At 33.6% G+C, this 17,861-nt stretch carries 20 protein-coding genes; all 20 read left to right on the top strand.

The genetic code is table 11. The features are described from left to right. The first annotated feature begins 49 nt into the window (after nt 1–49). The 20 genes from JJQ93_RS03060 (at nt 50) to pilM (ending at nt 17,860) form a co-directional block, all read left to right on the top strand. The gene (locus JJQ93_RS03060; protein ID WP_085113664.1) at nt 50–1,720 is read left to right on the top strand and encodes a ribonuclease J; all 1,671 of its coding nucleotides are present in this window, start codon (nt 50–52) and stop codon (nt 1,718–1,720) included. A 12-nt stretch (nt 1,721–1,732) separates the two neighbouring features. After that, on the top strand, nt 1,733–2,062 hold the full coding sequence (locus JJQ93_RS03065) for a YlbF family regulator (RefSeq protein WP_274892708.1): 330 nt from the start codon (nt 1,733–1,735) through the stop codon (nt 2,060–2,062). 102 nt (nt 2,063–2,164) lie between these two features. Beyond that, nucleotides 2,165–3,190 (top strand): endolytic transglycosylase MltG, encoded by a 1,026-nt coding sequence (gene mltG, locus JJQ93_RS03070; protein WP_274892709.1) that lies wholly within the window; start codon nt 2,165–2,167, stop codon nt 3,188–3,190. A gap of 16 nt (nt 3,191–3,206) precedes the next feature. Next, nucleotides 3,207–3,836, top strand: a complete 630-nt coding sequence (locus JJQ93_RS03075) for an O-methyltransferase (protein ID WP_274892710.1) — start codon at nt 3,207–3,209, stop codon at nt 3,834–3,836. A 4-nt stretch (nt 3,837–3,840) separates the two neighbouring features. Then, a complete protein-coding gene (locus JJQ93_RS03080) occupies nt 3,841–5,052 on the top strand; it encodes a peptidase U32 family protein (protein ID WP_274892711.1) in 1,212 nt (403 codons plus the stop codon). Nucleotides 5,053–5,109: 57 nt separating this feature from the next. Next, nucleotides 5,110–6,714, top strand: coding sequence for a peptidoglycan D,D-transpeptidase FtsI family protein (locus JJQ93_RS03085; RefSeq protein WP_274892712.1), 1,605 nt, complete (start codon nt 5,110–5,112; stop codon nt 6,712–6,714). 67 nt (nt 6,715–6,781) lie between these two features. Then, complete coding sequence (gene sigK, locus JJQ93_RS03090; RefSeq protein ID WP_274892713.1) at nt 6,782–7,477, top strand: RNA polymerase sporulation sigma factor SigK; 696 nt, start codon at nt 6,782–6,784, stop codon at nt 7,475–7,477. An 82-nt stretch (nt 7,478–7,559) separates the two neighbouring features. Next, complete coding sequence (locus JJQ93_RS03095) at nt 7,560–8,054, top strand: YqeG family HAD IIIA-type phosphatase (protein ID WP_085113658.1); 495 nt, start codon at nt 7,560–7,562, stop codon at nt 8,052–8,054. Nucleotides 8,055–8,058: 4 nt separating this feature from the next. Continuing rightward, nucleotides 8,059–8,910, top strand: a complete 852-nt coding sequence (gene aroE / locus JJQ93_RS03100; protein WP_274892714.1) for a shikimate dehydrogenase — start codon at nt 8,059–8,061, stop codon at nt 8,908–8,910. Between the two features lie 148 nt (nt 8,911–9,058). Then, nucleotides 9,059–10,753: a GspE/PulE family protein gene (locus tag JJQ93_RS03105; protein WP_274892715.1), complete on the top strand. Its 1,695-nt coding sequence runs from the start codon at nt 9,059–9,061 to the stop codon at nt 10,751–10,753. A gap of 27 nt (nt 10,754–10,780) precedes the next feature. Beyond that, nucleotides 10,781–11,833, top strand: coding sequence for a type IV pilus twitching motility protein PilT (locus JJQ93_RS03110; RefSeq protein WP_085113655.1), 1,053 nt, complete (start codon nt 10,781–10,783; stop codon nt 11,831–11,833). A 25-nt stretch (nt 11,834–11,858) separates the two neighbouring features. After that, nucleotides 11,859–13,073 carry a type II secretion system F family protein gene (locus JJQ93_RS03115; protein ID WP_274892716.1) on the top strand — a complete coding sequence of 405 codons (1,215 nt, stop codon included), beginning with the start codon at nt 11,859–11,861 and terminating at the stop codon, nt 13,071–13,073. 26 nt (nt 13,074–13,099) lie between these two features. Beyond that, the gene (locus tag JJQ93_RS03120) at nt 13,100–13,498 is read left to right on the top strand and encodes a competence type IV pilus major pilin ComGC (RefSeq protein ID WP_274892717.1); all 399 of its coding nucleotides are present in this window, start codon (nt 13,100–13,102) and stop codon (nt 13,496–13,498) included. A gap of 88 nt (nt 13,499–13,586) precedes the next feature. Further along, nucleotides 13,587–14,342 carry a prepilin peptidase gene (locus JJQ93_RS03125; protein WP_274892718.1) on the top strand — a complete coding sequence of 252 codons (756 nt, stop codon included), beginning with the start codon at nt 13,587–13,589 and terminating at the stop codon, nt 14,340–14,342. A 4-nt stretch (nt 14,343–14,346) separates the two neighbouring features. Continuing rightward, the gene (locus JJQ93_RS03130; RefSeq protein WP_274892720.1) at nt 14,347–14,811 is read left to right on the top strand and encodes a pilus assembly FimT family protein; all 465 of its coding nucleotides are present in this window, start codon (nt 14,347–14,349) and stop codon (nt 14,809–14,811) included. Between the two features lie 11 nt (nt 14,812–14,822). After that, entirely contained in the window at nt 14,823–15,560 is a 738-nt protein-coding gene (locus JJQ93_RS03135) for a prepilin-type N-terminal cleavage/methylation domain-containing protein (RefSeq protein ID WP_274892721.1), read from the top strand. Further along, a complete protein-coding gene (locus JJQ93_RS03140; protein ID WP_274892722.1) occupies nt 15,538–16,002 on the top strand; it encodes a PilW family protein in 465 nt (154 codons plus the stop codon). The genes JJQ93_RS03135 and JJQ93_RS03140 overlap by 23 nt, the downstream gene beginning before the upstream one ends. 10 nt (nt 16,003–16,012) lie before the next feature. Further along, nucleotides 16,013–16,615 (top strand): pilus assembly PilX N-terminal domain-containing protein, encoded by a 603-nt coding sequence (locus JJQ93_RS03145; protein WP_274892724.1) that lies wholly within the window; start codon nt 16,013–16,015, stop codon nt 16,613–16,615. 13 nt (nt 16,616–16,628) lie between these two features. Beyond that, on the top strand, nt 16,629–16,904 hold the full coding sequence (locus JJQ93_RS03150; protein ID WP_274892725.1) for a late competence development ComFB family protein: 276 nt from the start codon (nt 16,629–16,631) through the stop codon (nt 16,902–16,904). Beyond that, nucleotides 16,901–17,860 (top strand): pilus assembly protein PilM, encoded by a 960-nt coding sequence (gene pilM, locus JJQ93_RS03155; RefSeq protein ID WP_274892726.1) that lies wholly within the window; start codon nt 16,901–16,903, stop codon nt 17,858–17,860. The genes JJQ93_RS03150 and pilM overlap by 4 nt, the downstream gene beginning before the upstream one ends. Nucleotide 17,861 lies beyond the last annotated feature (1 nt).

The following is a 17,861-nucleotide window of genomic DNA, read 5'->3' on the forward strand; positions in this document are numbered from 1 at the left end:
ATTGTTGTTGGTTAAAATATTATTAGCGATATTAACGAAGAAGGGAGACATGTATTTGACAAATAAGACAAAATTAAAAATCATACCTTTGGGCGGGTTAAATGAGATCGGGAAAAATATGACTGTAATTGAGTACGGAAACGACATTATTGTCATTGACTGCGGTCTTGCTTTTCCTGATGACGAGATGTTGGGGATAGACCTTGTCATCCCGGATATTTCGTATTTATTAAAAAACAAAGAAAAAGTTAAAGCTATCGTTTTAACGCATGGGCATGAAGACCACATTGGAGCTTTGCCTTATGTTTTAAGGCAATTAAATGTTCCTGTGTATGGGACGCGTTTGACGCTTGGCTTAGTTGAGTACAAATTAAAAGAAAATGGGCTTTTAAGAGATAGCAAATTGGTAACGGTAAAACCTCGAGAGACAGTGACGTTTGGTCAACTTAGAGTAGAGTTTATAAGAACGTCTCACAGCATTGCTGATTCGGCAGCACTGGCTATTCATACACCTGTTGGAGTTGTGTTTCACTCTGGTGATTTTAAGATAGATTTTACTCCAATTGGTGGAGAAGTGGCTGATTTTCACAGATTTGCCGAATTAGGAGAACAAGGTGTTCTTGTCATGATGTGTGATAGCACAAATATCGAGAGACCAGGTTATACGATGTCTGAGAGAACTGTTGGAGACACATTTGACAATATATTTAGAAAAGCTGAACAGAGGATAATCGTAGCTACATTTGCATCAAACATTCATCGCGTCCAACAGATAATTGATTCTGCTTATAAGTATGGAAGAAAAGTTTCGATTTCAGGGCGAAGTATGATAAATGTCATTAATGTTGCCAACGAATTAGGGTATTTAAGCATACCAGAAGGTACACTTATAGACATCGATGAAGCCAATAAACTTCCATATAGTGAAGTGGTCATTATTACCACTGGCAGCCAAGGAGAGCCCATGTCAGCGTTGACAAGAATGGCATCTTCAGAACACAAAAAGGTTGAGATAGTGCCGGGTGATACAGTTGTAATATCTGCTTCTGCCATACCTGGTAACGAAAAATTAATATCAAGGGTGATAAATCAACTGTTCAAAAAAGGCGCAGAAGTAATATACGATGCATTGGCTGATGTACATGTATCTGGACATGCATGCCAAGAAGAAATCAAATTGCTCCACACACTAATAAGACCACAATTTTTTATTCCCGTACATGGAGAATATAGGCATTTGAAGCAACATGCAAAGTTAGCCGAAGATCTTGGCATGGATCCTAAAAACATATTTATTGCTGATAACGGTACAGTGATTGAATTTACAAAGAATTCAGGTCGGATTGCCGGTACAGTAACTGCAGGCAAAGTATTGGTTGATGGTTTAGGCGTTGGCGATGTAGGAAATATAGTCTTAAGAGATAGAAAGCATCTTTCTCAAGATGGTTTATTGGTGGTAGTTGTTACTATATCTAAAGAAAAAGGTTCTGTAATCGCTGGACCTGATATAATATCGAGAGGTTTCGTATATGTGAGAGAATCAGAAGATTTGATGGAGGAAGCCAAAAATCTTGTTAAAGAAACTCTTTCACAGTGTGAAAAGGATGATATAACGGAATGGTCATCTATAAAGACTATGATTAAAGAATGTTTAAGCAGCTTTTTATATGAAAAAACAAAGAGAAATCCAATGATATTACCTATAATAATGGAAATATAGGAGGATTAAGATATGAACGTATACGATAAAGCGTATGAATTAAAAAGAGCAATAGAAGAGCTGCCTGAATATAAAGCGTTTAAAGATGCATTCAAAAAAATTGAGTCAAATGAGCAAAATAAAAAAATGTTAGAAGATTTTAGAAAAAAACAATTAGAAATTCAGACGAAAGAACTGACGGGAAAAGAAATAACAAAAGAAGATGAAGAAATGCTGAAAAAGCTTTATGATATACTGAGCTTAAATCCCGAATTAAATGCTTATCTTTCTGCAGAATACAGTTTTTCTATGATAATGGATGACATTACAAAGATTATAATGGATGTTGTTAATTTAAAATAACAAATAAAAACAAGTAGGCTAAAAACCTTACTTGTTTTTATTTGTATATAATTATATAATCTTTGTATAAAGTGTCGATTTTTGATTTGAGGAGAGCTCATGATGATAAATGTAAAGGGGAAAGTAAAGAAAAGATCTCTTGTTGCTATTGTTATTGTAGTTTTTTTTATCATATCAGCGGCTATATATTATGAGAGTCTATTTAAGCCTGTTGATAATAATTCGACTGAAAAAGAAGTTATCATACCACAAGGTGCGTCGACTTTAGAAATAGCTAAGATATTGCGAAATAAAGACTTAATAAAAAGTGAGTGGTTTTTTATTTTTCGTTCAAAGTTTTACGATGATGGCGTCCAAATGAAAGCGGGGAAATATCTTTTAAGTTCAAATATGACTACGGATGAGATAATTGAGAAGTTGAAAGAAGGAAAGGTTGTATTAGACACTGTTAAATTTACTATACCTGAAGGATTTACTGTAAGTGAGATTGCAGACCGCTTGCAACAGATGGGGATAGTAAAGAAAAGCGATTTTATGAATGAAGCTCAAAATGGCGTGTTTAATTATGAGTTTTTAAAGGATATTCCTAAAGATAGACCAGACCGTTTAGAAGGATATCTTTTTCCTGACACATATATTATAAAGAAAGGAACCAGTGCTCATGATATTATAAATCTCATGCTGTCAAGGTTTGATGAAATATATAAATCTTATATAAAAGGGAAAGAGACGAATGTTGGCATGACTACAGACAAAATTGTGATAATAGCATCAATGATTGAGAAAGAAGCTAAAATAGACAAAGATAGACCACTTATTGCTGGTGTAATATACAACAGGCTAAATAAAAACATGAAATTGCAGATTGACGCTACTGTGGAATATGCTTTAGGAGAGCACAAAGACAAATTATCTCTTGATGACTTAAAAGTTAATTCACCATATAATACTTATTTGCACTATGGATTGCCAATAGGGCCAATTAGCAATCCGGGTTTAAAATCCATAGAAGCAGCTATAAACCCTGCAAAACATGATTATTACTATTATGTGGCTCAAAATGACGGTTCTCATATTTTTAGCAGGACTTATATAGATCAGTTGAATGCGGAAAAAAAGGTTAATTGATTTAGAGGTGCCGTTTATGATAGATAGCGACATAAAATTTATAAGGCAATTGTTTGATGTAAGTCAAGGGCTGCTTAAAGAAATCGAAAGTTATGCAAGTGATAATTTTATTCCAATCGTAAAACCTGAAGTTGCGAAATTTTTGGAGACAATTATAAAAATCAAGCAACCAGAAAATATTTTAGAAATAGGCACAGCCATTGGCTATTCTTCTATCGTGATGCTATTAGCTTATGAAAATTGTAAAATTCTTACCATCGAGAAAGACATGGAGATGGCTGAGATGGCAAAAGAGAATTTTCTTAAAGCATCTCTATTAGATAGGGTTGAACTTATAAAAGGTGATGCTTTGGACGTTTTGCCTTGTCTTAATAAAAAGTATGACTTAATATTTATTGATGCAGCGAAAGGCCATTACAAGGAATTTTTTGACGAATCTTTAAGGCTATTAAGCGATAGAGGTATTTTGATTTGCGATAATATTTTGTATAAAGGTTATGTTGCTGCTGAAAAGCATGTAAAACATAAGCGTAGAACGATAGTTTATAGGATGAGAGATTTTATTTTATATGTTTTAAACAAGACAGGAATATCTACGTCGATTATTCCTATTGGTGATGGTTTGTCTATAAGCGTAAAGGAGTGAAAAAATGGTTGAGTTATTATCACCGGCCGGTGATTTAGAGAGGGTAAAAGTTGCGATAAATTATGGAGCAGATGCCGTTTATTTCGGTGGAAACAATTATGGACTTAGAGCTACAGTCGGCTTTAGCATGGATGAGATCAAATATGCAGTTGAATATGTTAAAAATCATGGTAAAAAAGCTTATTTAACTGTAAACATATTTCCTCACAATGATGATCTCATAGGATTGCCAGAATATATATATGAAGTTAGTAAAACTGGAATAGACGCAGTGATAGCTTCTGATCCAGGTGTATTTTCGATAATCAAGGAAGTTGCACCAAAACTTGAGATTCATATAAGCACACAAGCTAACAACGTTAATTATAGAAGCGCAATTTTTTGGCATGAATTAGGGGCAAAGCGCATTGTTTTGGCTAGAGAATTGTCTTTGGAAGAGATAAAGCAGATAAGACAAAAAACTCCAAACGATTTAGAATTGGAGGTTTTTGTTCACGGTGCAATGTGCATTTCATATTCCGGAAGATGCCTTCTAAGTAATTATTTAACAGGAAGAGATGCAAACAAAGGCGAATGTACGCATCCATGCAGGTGGAAGTATTATCTTGTTGAAGAAAAAAGGCCTGGACAGTACATGAGAATAGAGGAAGATGACAGAGGGACATATATAATGAATTCAAAAGATCTATGCATGATAAAATACATTCCAGATATTATCAAAGCTGGCGCTACCAGCCTAAAGATAGAAGGCAGAAACAAAAGCTCGTATTATGTTGCTGTTGTGACAAAAGCTTATAGAAAAGCAATTGATGATTATCTGGAATTTGGCGATAGATATGTTTTTGATGAAGGCCTTTTAGAAGAATTGGGGAAAGTCAGCAATAGAGACTTTACGACTGGTTTTTATTTTGGGAAACCTGGTTCTGAATCACACAATTATGATTCTTCCTCATACATCAGGAATTACAATATTGTTGGAATGGTGATTGATTACGATGATAAAAGTGGAATGGCTGTAATAGAGCAAAGAAACAGATTTTTTTCAGGTGATGTAATAGAGATCATAGGTCCTAAAGACATGTTTGTGGAGACTATTGATAAAATGTATGATATAGAAGGCAATGAAATCGGAGTTGCACCGCATCCACAGATGATTGTAAAGATTCCATTAAAGAGGAAGGTAGAAAAATATTACATTCTTAGAAAAAAAGCATAGCTTAGTGAATGTTAAACTCCTTTAAGGGAAATAATAAACCCGGAAAGGAGTTTTTTTATGAATAGGAAAAACCTTAGATTTATTGTTTTAAATGTCATAACTACATTTCTTATCTTATCATTATTGATAAGGCTTTTTTATATACAATACGTAAAAGGTGAAACATACGCTAAAATTGCTGTAGATCAAAAAATTCAAAGTTTGAATTTAGACAAAAAACGTGGAGAAATATACGATAGAAATTTAATTCCTTTTACAGACAGAACTTCAACAAAGTACGTGTATGCAATCCCTGGATTGATCATCAATAAAAAAAATGCATCAGAAATAATAAATAAACTAACTGGCATTTCAGAAAGTGAAATATATGGAAACTTAAATGAAGGCAAAGATATTCTTAGTTATAAAGTTAGATATACATACGACGGAAATTTGCCTGTCGGAATCTTTATACTGAATATTCCTCAAAGATATGATTCTAATTCATTGGCAAGACACATAATAGGATACATTGGCAGCGCTAATTATGGATTGGAAGACACATTCAACAAAATTTTAAGCACTAATGGATATGATTCTATAGCTGTATTTAAAGACAACAATAATGACTATTTAAAAGGATTGGGTGTAAGAATAAGAAGCACTGATAAAAATGTATACTCGCTTCAAACAACACTCGATTATCATATTCAAAAAGCGGTAGAAAATATTTTGGATAAAAACAATATTAACGGTGCTGCAGTTGTTTTAAGTGTAAAAAATGGAGATATTTTGGCAATGGCTTCAAGGCCTAACTACGATCAAAATAAAGTTAGCGATTACCTAAACAGCAAAAACGAAGAATTGCTGAATAAAGCAGTGATGGATTATCCCCCGGGGTCCATTTTTAAAATAATAGTGGCATCTGCTGCATTAGAAAATAAAAAAGTCAACATATATGATAACTTTATTGACGAACCGTATATAAACATCGATGGTGTGGTTTACCATAACTTTATGGATGAGTCAAATGGGTTGATTAACATGATCAAAGCATTTGAAGTCTCATCAAATACGACATTTATAAAAATTGGGCAAAAGACAGGCGGCAGCGATATAATAGAAATGGCAAAAAAATTTGGAATAACAAAAGATGATAATCTGCCGATAGAGGAGCAAATTGGCACATTGCCATCCTTGGAAAATACATTAGGTGCTGGCATAGGAAATCTTTCAATTGGACAGGGAGATGTTACAATAACTCCACTGCAAGCTGCTGATGTTGCAGCGACCATCGCCAATGACGGCATAAGAAATGTTCCTAATCTCTTAAAAGCTATTGTTGATGAAAATGGCAATGTTGTAGAAAATCTACACAAGGTAAATTCGTATAGAGTGGTAAGCGAAAGCACAGCAAAAAGTGTAAAAGAAATGATGAGAGATGTTGTGGTAAATGGAACTGGAAAAAACGCAGAAACCGAGTATAAGTCGGCAGGGAAAACTGGTTCGGCTGAGGTAAACAGAGAGAAAAACATCTATCATGCATGGTTTACTGGTTTTGTTCCTTATGATGAGCCTGTTTATGCAATATCAGTTTTTGTTAAAAATGGTGATATAGGAGGAATTAAAGCGGCTCCAATATTTAAACAAATAGCTGAAGAAATAATGAAATACTATAAATGAGACTTGCACCAAAGATTTTAAGTTGCATATATTTAAATATGTGACTTAAAATGTGGAGGTGGCGCTTATGTGGGCAGCGCTTATAGCGCTTGTAACATCAATCGTGAAAGACATAATCAACTTTGGCTATTTAACAAATGCTAATTCATTTCCCCAACCTCTCACAGCAGAAGAAGAAAAAAAGTATTTCGAAGCCTTTAAAAACGGTGATGAAGAAGCGAAGAATGTTTTGATAGAAAGAAATTTAAGGCTTGTGGCGCATGTCGTAAAAAAATACAGCAATACAGGTAAAGATGTTGACGATTTAATATCTATAGGTACAATAGGTCTTATCAAGGCGATTTTAACCTATGATTCTTCAAAAGGAACTCATTTGGCCACATATGCGGCTCGATGCATTGAAAACGAAATATTGATGTCATTGCGAGCTGAAAAGAAAATAAAATCTGAAATATCTTTACATGATCCTATAGGTGTTGATAAAGAAGGCAATGAGATTTCGCTTATAGATATTTTAGGAACTGAGACAGACGAGGTAAGTGACCAAGTAGAATTGAGGATGCAAGTCAAAAAACTGTACCATAAGTTAAATAGTGTTCTTAAAAACAGGGAAAAGTTAATAATTGAATTAAGGTATGGTCTCATAAATGGTGGTGCAAAAACTCAGAGGGAAATAGCGAAAATGTTAGGAATTTCAAGATCTTACGTATCGAGAATAGAAAAAAAGGCATTAAACAAGTTATTTAAAGAAATGACGATGTAAATGTGATCCAAAGTTTTTAATCCAAATGCTGTCTATATTGACAGTTTATTTTTTTGTAAAGTATAATTAAAGTAAGTTTGGGGTGAATTTATTGTATAAAAAATTGATACCAGATATGTATGCTAATTCAATATACGATATAGACTTTGAAAACTTAAAAAAAAGAGGAATAACATCATTGATTTTTGATATTGACAATACGCTTGTACCGCAAAAGGTTTTAAATCCTGATCGAAAAGTAATTAACTTATTTAAATTTTTGAAGTCAAAAGGCTTTAAAGTTTGCCTTATATCAAACAATACAACGAAAAGAGTTAATAATTTTACTAAAGATACAGGTGTAAAAGGCATTTCATGGGCTATAAAGCCGAGAAAGTCTGCTTTTTATAAGGCTTTGGAAATGCTTGACTCTACGCCTGATGAAACTGCTATTATTGGCGATCAAATTTTTACTGACATATTTGGGGGGCATAGAGTCGGACTTTTTACGATACTTGTAAGACCTTTGTCAAGCGAAGAGTTTGGATGGACTAAAATCATGAGAAAATTAGAAAAAAAGGTTCTGAAAAAGGTGTGAAAAAATGAATATTAATTCTAAAACAAGCATTTATGGTATAATTGGGTATCCAATAGGACATAGTTTATCGCCTTTGATACATAACTATGCCTTTGAAAATCTCGATTTTAATTCGGTTTACGTTTCTTTTGATGTAAATGAAGAAGATTTAAAAGATGCAATTATAGGTATAAAAGCATTAGGTATAAAAGGCCTTAATGTTACTGTTCCACATAAGGAAAGTGTGATAAAGTATCTTGATCGTATTTCAGATGAAGCAAAACTTATTGGAGCAGTGAACACAATAAAAAATAATAGTGGTTCATTGGAAGGATACAATACCGATGTAACAGGTTTTATGGAATCTCTAAAAGAACACAACGTGGATGTTGTAGGCAAAAATGCAGTTATTTTAGGTGCTGGTGGTGCTGCCAAAGCTGTGGCCGTAGGATTAGCACTTTTAGGAGTTAAGTCAATATATGTATGCAATAGATCAATAGATAAAGCAAAGGAACTTAGCATTCACATGGGAAATAATTTTAACATTAAAAGTTTAGGAATATCGTATAACGATCTAAATATGTTAGATGAGATTGATATATTGATAAACGCTACCAGTGTCGGTATGTATCCTAATGTAGATGTGTCGCCAATTGGAGAAGATGTAGTTGCAAAAGCGAAATTTGTCTATGATATTATATATAATCCTGAAAAGACGTTATTTCTAAGCTATGCGGAGAAATACCGCATAAAATACATCAATGGGCTTGATATGCTTATAAATCAGGCAATTGATTCATTTAAAATTTGGACTGGAGCAAATTTCGATAAAAAAATTATTTTAAATTTTCTTAAAAAGAAGGATTTTGTTAAATAATGTAGAATATAAATTAGTGTGTGATTTTAATTTTCATAGATTTGATTGAGATAGATGATGTGAGTCTATATTTGGGCGCTTTATGACTCATTGATATAGTGGCGCAACCGGCATCATTGTCGGGTTTATTTATTTTGGAGGGGCCTTGATGATAAAAAAGAAATTGGGAGATCTTCTTGTGGAAGTTGGTCTTTTAGACGAGAATCAGCTCAATAATGCGATAAAGATACAAAAAAAGACTGGTGAAAAGTTGGGTAAAATTCTTGTAAAAGAAGGATACCTAACAGAGGAGCAGATCATTGAGGCTTTGGAGTTTCAATTGGGCATACCTCATATAGACATGAAAAAGGTATTTATAGATGCTAATGTGGCAAAGCTTATACCTGAGTCAATGGCTAAAAGGCACGTTGCCATACCTATAAAGAAAGAAAACGACAGCATATTTGTGGCAATGGCAGATCCTCTTAATATCTTTGCTATTGATGATATTAAACTTGTCACGAAACTTGATGTAAAGCCATTGATTGCTTCTGAAGATGGTATATTGAAGGCTATTGACAGAGTTTTTGGAAAAGAAGAAGCTGAAAGGGCTGTTCAAGACTTTAAAAAGGAACTAAGCCATGATAACGCTGAAGAGGACAGCAATTTATTAAAAGATATTTCAGAAGATGAGATTAACAATGCACCTGCAGTAAGATTGGTAAATTCTATTATCGAGCAAGCGGTGAAAAACCGCGCATCTGATGTTCACATAGAACCTACTGAAAATGACTTAAGAGTAAGGTTTAGAATCGATGGTGAATTGCATGAGGCAATGAGGGTATTTAAAAGCACCCAAGGGCCGGTTATCACCAGAATAAAAATCATGGCCAATATGAATATTGCCGAAAGAAGGATACCGCAGGATGGTAAAATCGAAATGAATGCGAGCGGCAAAAATATAGATATAAGAGTTTCTTCTTTGCCTACAATCTACGGCGAAAAGCTCGTGCTTAGGATATTGGATAAAAGCGGTTATATTATAACAAAAGATAAATTGGGGTTAAATAGCGATGACTTAAAATTATTTGATAATTTACTTAGACACCCAAATGGCATAATCCTTCTTACTGGACCTACAGGAAGTGGTAAAACCACGACACTTTATGCTATGTTAAATGAGCTTAATAAACCTGACAAAAATATAATAACTGTTGAAGACCCTGTTGAATATACTCTTGAAGGGCTAAATCAAGTTCAAGTCAACGAAAAAACTGGCCTTACATTTGCTTCTGCTTTAAGATCCATACTAAGGCAGGATCCAGACATAATAATGATTGGTGAAATAAGAGACCGAGAGACTGCAGAAATAGCCATAAGGTCTTCCATAACAGGTCATCTTGTATTATCTACATTACATACGAATGATTCTGCAGGCGCGATAACAAGGCTTATTGACATGGGGATTGAGCCATACCTTATTTCTTCGTCTGTTGTCGGTGTCATTGCTCAAAGGTTGGCGAGAAAAATATGCGATAACTGTAAAACAGAATATGATGCCAGCAAGAGAGAAAAGATTATTTTAGGGGTCGATACCGATGAACCACTTAAATTGTACAAATCAAAAGGATGTGCCGTTTGCAATAAGACTGGTTATCGCGGTAGAGTTCCTATATACGAGATAATGATGATGACTCCTAAGATAAGAGAGCTTACAAATGAGAAGGCTCCGGCAGATGTGATTTTAAATGAGGCTGTATCAAATGGTATGAATACGCTTAAAGAAAGTGCAAAGAAGCTTGTCTTATTAGGTGTAACTACTGTAGATGAAATGTTACGTCTTACATATGATGATGCTTATTAACATTAAATAATTGCTAAAGGTGATACGATGAAAACAAGTGAACTTCTGGCTATGGTTGTAGAAAAAGGCGCATCTGATTTGCATATAACAGTTGGCGTTCCTCCAGTACTTAGGATTAATGGTCAACTTATAAAACTTGATTTACCTCAATTAACGCCTCAAGATACTGAAGATATAACAAAAGATTTGCTTTCAAGCGATGAGCTAAAAAAACTTGAAGATGCGGGTGACATTGATCTGTCGTATTCAGTAAAAGGGCTTGGAAGGTTTAGGATAAATGCCTATAAACAAAGAGGAACATATAGCCTTGCTATAAGATCTGTAGCTTTGAGAATTCCGACAATTGATGAATTAGGACTTCCTGAAGTGATTAAAGAACTTGCGCTTAAAACCCGTGGCCTCATAATTGTTACAGGGCCTACAGGCAGTGGAAAATCTACGACATTGGCGTCTATGATCGATTTAATAAACGAAGAACGTAATTGTCATATATTGACCCTGGAAGATCCTATTGAATATTTGCATAAGCACAAAAAAAGTATAGTAAATCAAAGAGAAATCGGGCATGATGCTTTGTCATACGCCAGTGCATTAAGGGCAGCATTAAGAGAAGACCCTGATGTGATACTGGTTGGAGAAATGAGGGATCTTGAGACGATACAGATAGCTATAACAGCGGCTGAGACAGGGCATCTTGTGTTGTCTACATTACATACTATAGGTTCAGCAAAGACTATCGACAGGATTATAGATGTTTTCCCACCACATCAGCAACAGCAGATAAAAGTACAGCTTTCAAATGTGTTAGAAGGGATTGTATCTCAGCAATTGCTACCTAAAATAGATAATTCAGGGCGAGTCGTCGCTGTAGAGGTGATGATAGCTACACCTGCAATAAGAAATCTAATAAGAGAAGGTAAGTCATTTCAAATACAATCGATGGTGCAAACAGGAAATAAATTTGGAATGGTGACAATGGACATGTGGATATCGCAGCTATTAAAGAGAAACTTGATTTCTATGGACGATGCACTTACATATTGTGTTGATAGAGAAAACTTTTCTCGATTAGTAGTATAAGATGATACGAGAAAGGGTGGCCTAGATGCCAACTTATACATATAAGGCAAGGGATATGGATGGAAATCTTATAACAGGTACTATGGAGCTTGATACATTATCGTCTTGTGTAGATAGCTTAAAGCAGAAAAACTATTATATATTAGATGTTAAGGAGAAGGTGGAGAAGAAGGATATTTTTGAAAGCATCAATTCTTCTCGTAAAGTGAAGGTAAAGGATATAGCTGTGTTTTGCAGGCAGTTTTCGGTGCTCATAAATGCAGGTATTTCTATTGTTGCATCGCTTGCTACTTTGTCTGAGCAAGTTGAAAATAAAAGACTTAAGAGGGCTTTGAATGATGTATACGAGGATGTGCAGAAAGGAAAAACTCTTTCTGAGTCGATGAGAAAGCATCCAGATGTATTTCCAATGCTTTTATTTAACATGATAGAAGCAGGAGAAGTAAGCGGTACTTTAGACAAAGTATTAAATGAAATGGCTGAACATTTTGAGAAAGAAAATAATTTAAATCAAAAAATAAAATCAGCTTTAGCATATCCTGCAATTGTATCAATCGTTGCAGTATTGGTAGTTGTATTTCTTGTTACAAATGTACTTCCTACATTTGTAGGCATGTTTAAAAATGCAGGAGCGCAATTGCCTACGCCGACATTGATACTTTTAGGCTTAAGTGATTCTATAGCGCATTATTGGTATGTCTATTTGGGGAATATCGTATTTTTAATATTTTTACTTTTGAGAATTATGAAGACAGATAGAGGAAAAGAATTATTTGATTTTTTGATGTTAAAGATGCCAATATTTGGTTCACTAAATGTGAAGATCATTACATCCAGGTTTACGCGGACGCTGTCAACACTTATAGGTTCAGGGATTCCACTGATGGAATCATTGTCTGTCGTAGAAAAAGTGGTAGGCAATACTGTTGTGGCAAATGGCTTAAAAAAGGCTGAAGAAGAGATAAAAAGGGGAAACGGGCTTGCATTGCCTTTAAAGAAAATCGATATATTTCCGCCGATGGTTATTCAAATGATAAAGGTTGGAGAAGATTCGGGATCATTGGACAGCATATTAAAGAAAACAGCGGATTTTTACGACAGTGAAGTTGACACAGCCGTATCTCAGATGACCACATTGATTGAACCGCTAATAATAGTTTTCTTGGCGTCAATAGTAGGCTTTATAGTAGTGTCTATAGTGATGCCTATGTTCCAGATGTACAACTTTATAGGACAATGAGACATTACGGGAAGGGGGTGAATAGAATGGCATGGTTCGTAAAGGCATTAAATAAAGATGAAAAGGGTTTTACATTGATTGAATTGATTGTAGTAATAGCAATACTTGGAATACTCGCAGCAATAGCAGTACCAAATGTCACAAAAATATTCAATAATTCTAAATCTAAGGCAGATATATCTAATGCTGCTGTAATTGGACACGCCGCTGAAACATACTATATTGATCAAACAACTAACAACGCAAATCCTAACTTAAATATTACACCAGATGATTTGGTTAATGGTGGATATTTGAACAAAGCTCCTAAAGATCAGTATGGTGGAGATTTTAAGATTACTTTTGGTGAAGATGGTAGTGTTACAGTTACAGATTCTAAAGACAACCAATTATATCCGACTTCTCAAAATGCAGCCTCAAAGTAAACATAATAGTGATATAGACAATTAAAATGTTATGAAACATATGTGGGGCACCATTGGTGCCCGCATATACCTATATGAGGAGGCAGAAATGTTTATTCTATACGTGCTTGTTTTTGTATTTGGTACAGTAATTGGTAGTTTTTTAAATGTAGTCATATACAGGCTTCCCAGGAATGAGTCAATCGTGTATCCTCCATCGCATTGTGCAAATTGTCAGCATGAGCTAAAGCCTTATGATTTGATTCCTGTAGTAAGTTATATTGTATTAAGAGGCAGATGCAGGTATTGTGGGAATAGAATATCCATAAGATATCCTATTGTCGAACTTTTAACAGGACTCATATATCTTATTTTATTTATATATTTTGGTATATCTATAAAGGCGCTGTCGTATGCATTTTTAGCTTCATTATTGATAGTCATATCGTTTATAGATATGGGACATAAGGTAATACCAAATAAAGTAATTTTGATAGGATTGATAGCTGGAGTAGCATTTAGGTTGATTATGATTAATTACGGCGTATGGGACTATATTGTAGGATTTTTAGTAGGTGGTGGAGTGCTTCTTTTAATATCTTTATTGTCAGGAGGAGGAATGGGCGGTGGAGATATAAAGCTTATGGCTATGATTGGCCTTTTTGTGGGATGGAAGCTTACTATATCAACGCTTTTTCTGGCAGTTGTATTAGGTGCTATTGGTGGCATCGCCATGATTTTGTTTAAAATTAAGACGAGAAAAGATTACATACCTTTTGGGCCGTATATAAGCATTGCCTGTTTGATTTCTATTTTATATGGATATGATTTGTTGAACCTGTATATAAAACTTATAAGAGGTTGAAACAATGCGATACATGAAAGCAAATGAGAGTGGATTGACTCTGATAGAGCTGATAACGGTAGTGTCGATATTTTCTATTATCGTATTGATAGCAGTTCCAAAGACAGATTTTTTCAATGCTAAAACTTCGGAAATGCGCTTAAAAATGTTGGCATATGAGCTTATCAGTGATATAAGGTATGTTCAGTATAAAAATATTTATGAAAATGAAAGTTTGTATTTAACTATACAGACTGACCATAAAGGGTATTACATAAATAAACCTGGTACAATGGTAAAAAGAATAAAGACAAAGAAATTTCCTGAAGGTATAACCATGTATAGTGACAATTCAGCACAAATATCCTTTTCAAATCAAGGCGCTCCAATACCTGGTGGCTGCACTATAAGCTTATTAAATTCAAATAAAAGGTTAGACATAACTGTTTTGCCTGCTACAGGAAGAGTGATGATAAAGGGGAATTATTGAGGTGAAGTAAATTGAAATATTTAAAAAATGCTTTTGGAATGACGCTTATTGAAGTCCTTGTAGCAATAGCTTTATTTTCAATTGCAGCTATACCTCTTTTAGGTGTGTTTCATGAATCAGTAATTACAAATGCAGATTCTAAAATAAGAACAAAAGAAGCTACTATTGCACAAAGTATTGCGGAAGACATAAAAGCAGGAAATATAAAGAATAACAATGATTTGCAAAAAAAAATATTTCCAGAAATTCAAGAGGGATATTATTTATCTGTGCCTGAAAATCCGCAATCTGTTGGAAATGGACTTATGAAATACAAGTTTCAAGTCAATTATCAGTACAAAACAAATTTAGTCTATACGCTTTATGTAGTTGCACCTGCATCTAATGTTACTGCATACATACCACCGACTGTTAATATCCCAAGTGGAAGTACTATTAATTATAGGGATATATCTAATATATTTACTGTTTTTGCTTGGGGGGCATTAGCTGCAATATTATTCTTATATCCTATTGTTAAATTAAATTTAATTAGCGCATTTAGCATAGTATTTGGAACTATTGTTGATGCAATTGATTTGTGGAAAATCTTTCAATTTCCATACATATTGAAAGATGGCTATACTTTAAAGACAATTGCAGATGAGATATCTGCTAAAATTGGTAATATAAACTTTCCGCCAGCATTGCAGTGGTGGGATCCAAATTTCGACTGGAGATGGTTGTTTGATCCTACGAAATGGAAATAAAGGTTTTACATTAATTGAACTTTTGGTTGTATTATCCTTAATAGGTTTGATAGTGTCGATATATGCTTCACTGTATTATTCTGGATATAAAACATACTCAAACGTAGTTAACAATTCTGATGTGGAACAGAATGTTAGATATGCTATGACGTACATTATGAATAAGGTTAATCAATGTTCTGACAAAAGTAAAATTACTCCTTATAGTATCAATGGATATACAGGAATAAAAATCGATGATAAAAACATTATTCTTTACAATAGTCAATTACATAAGCTGTTTGATTATTTAAACAATGGAAACGAAATAGCTACAAATATATATGATTTTTCTGTTACTCTTTCTTCTGATGGAACTATTATTAATGTTCAAATAGTTGGTCAAAAAAGCGATGGTACAGGTAAGATTACATTGGAGTCAGATATATATTTAAGGAAGTGAAATATTTTTAATGGATGATAAAGGTTCTGCCTTAGTATTCACGTTGATTATAATACTTATAATGTCTGTGCTTGCATTGTCTATTTTAGATATTTCTTTATTTGAATATAAGGCTTCTTATGCATATGGAAATTCAATAGTAGTGAATAATGCTGCGGAAGCTGGATTAGATACGGCAAAAGGCGTATTTAATAAAAGTTTATTTGACAATCTAAATAGTTTAATAAATAATACAGCTAATGCATTAATAAATGAATATAATTCTTTGATACCGCCTCAAACAGTTCCAAGAGAGGTTATGTATGAAGCGATATATCAAGCAGTAAGGCAATACCTTGAAAACAATGTTTTTAATGTGTATCAAAATTATCAATTTTATTTAGATGATAAAAATACGATTGCTGTAACTATTTTATATATTAAAATAACTGATCTACAGCCTTTTGACGGGACAAATATTTTGCCTAAATATACAATAAGAATAGAAACTATAGGAACTTTTAAGAATTTAAAAAGATACGGACATGCATTGATTGTTCTTGATCTAAATAAATCTGGCAACCCAATTTCAATAAGCAGTTGGGTTATCGATAATACACCACCATCAAATTAAGGAGAGATGATAAATGGAGCTAAAGAATTTTATGGAAGAAGCAGTTAAAGATGTTATCGACAATGTATTAAAAGATTTAGATGTATGTAAATGCGACAAATGTAAACTTGATATAATGGCATTAACGTTAAATAATTTGCCTCCGAAATATTATGACACAGAGAAAGGTGAGGTATACACAAAAGTCAATGAATTAAAAAGGCAATTTGAGGTAGATATCATTAGTCAGATTACAAAAGCAGCTTTTTATGTTAACCAACATAGGCGCCATGGAGAGGATATTAGATGATAGGCGTTGATATAGGCAGCTTTTACACTAAGATTGGCAGTTGCGATAGAAAAAATGACAAATTAAATAATATGGCAATTGAAAGAACACCTCAAGATTGCATTAGAAATGGGTATTTAAGCGACATAAATGTATTATCTGACTTTCTAAATGAAATATTGAAAAGGAAATTTGCAAAGGAAAAGAAGTTAACCTTTTGCATCTCAAGCACAGATATAATAATTAGAGAAATAGTACTGCCATTTATGAAAGATGATGAATTAAAAAATGCTTTAAAATATGAAATTGATCAGTACATACCTAATTCAGACGATTATATTGTTGACTATAAGCAGATTGAACATGATGAGGGTGATAAAAAGATAAGGACAATTATTGTGGCAGCGCCTAAAGAAATGATTTTCGGGTATTTGAAATTAGCTAAAGCATTGAAATTGCATTTGGAAGTCATCGATATATATAGCAATAGCATTTATAAGTCGATAAAAAAATTATGTAAACCAACGGGAAGTACGTCTGTAGTCAATATTGGTGCAGAGTATACAGATATTACGATAATAAATGAAGGTAAATATGCATTTAGCAGGGTAGTAAAATTCGGAGGAAATGACATAAACGAGATAATTGCCAATATGTACGATACAGATTTTAAAACTGCTGAAGAATATAAAAGGGAAAGACCTTTTTTTATAAATGATGAAGATTATGCTAGTCTTAGAGAAAACACAGAAAAATATGTAAACAGTAAATTAAGCGAAATATCGAGGGTTTTTGACTTTTTTGAATCATCTTACCATAAAGGCATTAACGAAATTTATCTAATTGGTGGAACTTCAAGACTTACTGGGCTTAAAAGATATATAGAAGATTTTTTTAAGATACCTGTTTTAAGCAATGATGACGATTTACATACATATTTTATGCCTGTGTTTGGTTCTTTGATTAGGGGGGAGTAAT

Origin of the sequence: Thermoanaerobacterium sp. R66 (genome assembly GCF_028895185.1) — a bacterium.
Classification (GTDB): Bacteria; Bacillota; Thermoanaerobacteria; order Thermoanaerobacterales; family Thermoanaerobacteraceae; genus Thermoanaerobacterium.

Bases quoted from the DNA above. Each gene is read 5' to 3' on its own strand.
- JJQ93_RS03105 (WP_274892715.1), top strand. From the start codon at position 9,059: ATGATAAAAAAGAAATTGGGAGATCTTCTTGTGGAAGTTGGTCTTTTA.
- JJQ93_RS03060 (WP_085113664.1), top strand. From the start codon at position 50: ATGTATTTGACAAATAAGACAAAATTAAAAATCATACCTTTGGGCGGG.
- JJQ93_RS03080 (WP_274892711.1), top strand. From the start codon at position 3,841: ATGGTTGAGTTATTATCACCGGCCGGTGATTTAGAGAGGGTAAAAGTT.
- aroE (WP_274892714.1), top strand. From the start codon at position 8,059: ATGAATATTAATTCTAAAACAAGCATTTATGGTATAATTGGGTATCCA.
- JJQ93_RS03115 (WP_274892716.1), top strand. From the start codon at position 11,859: ATGCCAACTTATACATATAAGGCAAGGGATATGGATGGAAATCTTATA.
- JJQ93_RS03075 (WP_274892710.1), top strand. From the start codon at position 3,207: ATGATAGATAGCGACATAAAATTTATAAGGCAATTGTTTGATGTAAGT.
- pilM (WP_274892726.1), top strand. From the start codon at position 16,901: ATGATAGGCGTTGATATAGGCAGCTTTTACACTAAGATTGGCAGTTGC.
- JJQ93_RS03085 (WP_274892712.1), top strand. From the start codon at position 5,110: ATGAATAGGAAAAACCTTAGATTTATTGTTTTAAATGTCATAACTACA.
- JJQ93_RS03130 (WP_274892720.1), top strand. From the start codon at position 14,347: ATGCGATACATGAAAGCAAATGAGAGTGGATTGACTCTGATAGAGCTG.
- JJQ93_RS03120 (WP_274892717.1), top strand. From the start codon at position 13,100: ATGGCATGGTTCGTAAAGGCATTAAATAAAGATGAAAAGGGTTTTACA.
- JJQ93_RS03110 (WP_085113655.1), top strand. From the start codon at position 10,781: ATGAAAACAAGTGAACTTCTGGCTATGGTTGTAGAAAAAGGCGCATCT.
- mltG (WP_274892709.1), top strand. From the start codon at position 2,165: ATGATAAATGTAAAGGGGAAAGTAAAGAAAAGATCTCTTGTTGCTATT.
- JJQ93_RS03065 (WP_274892708.1), top strand. From the start codon at position 1,733: ATGAACGTATACGATAAAGCGTATGAATTAAAAAGAGCAATAGAAGAG.
- JJQ93_RS03150 (WP_274892725.1), top strand. From the start codon at position 16,629: ATGGAGCTAAAGAATTTTATGGAAGAAGCAGTTAAAGATGTTATCGAC.
- JJQ93_RS03145 (WP_274892724.1), top strand. From the start codon at position 16,013: ATGGATGATAAAGGTTCTGCCTTAGTATTCACGTTGATTATAATACTT.
- JJQ93_RS03125 (WP_274892718.1), top strand. From the start codon at position 13,587: ATGTTTATTCTATACGTGCTTGTTTTTGTATTTGGTACAGTAATTGGT.
- sigK (WP_274892713.1), top strand. From the start codon at position 6,782: ATGTGGGCAGCGCTTATAGCGCTTGTAACATCAATCGTGAAAGACATA.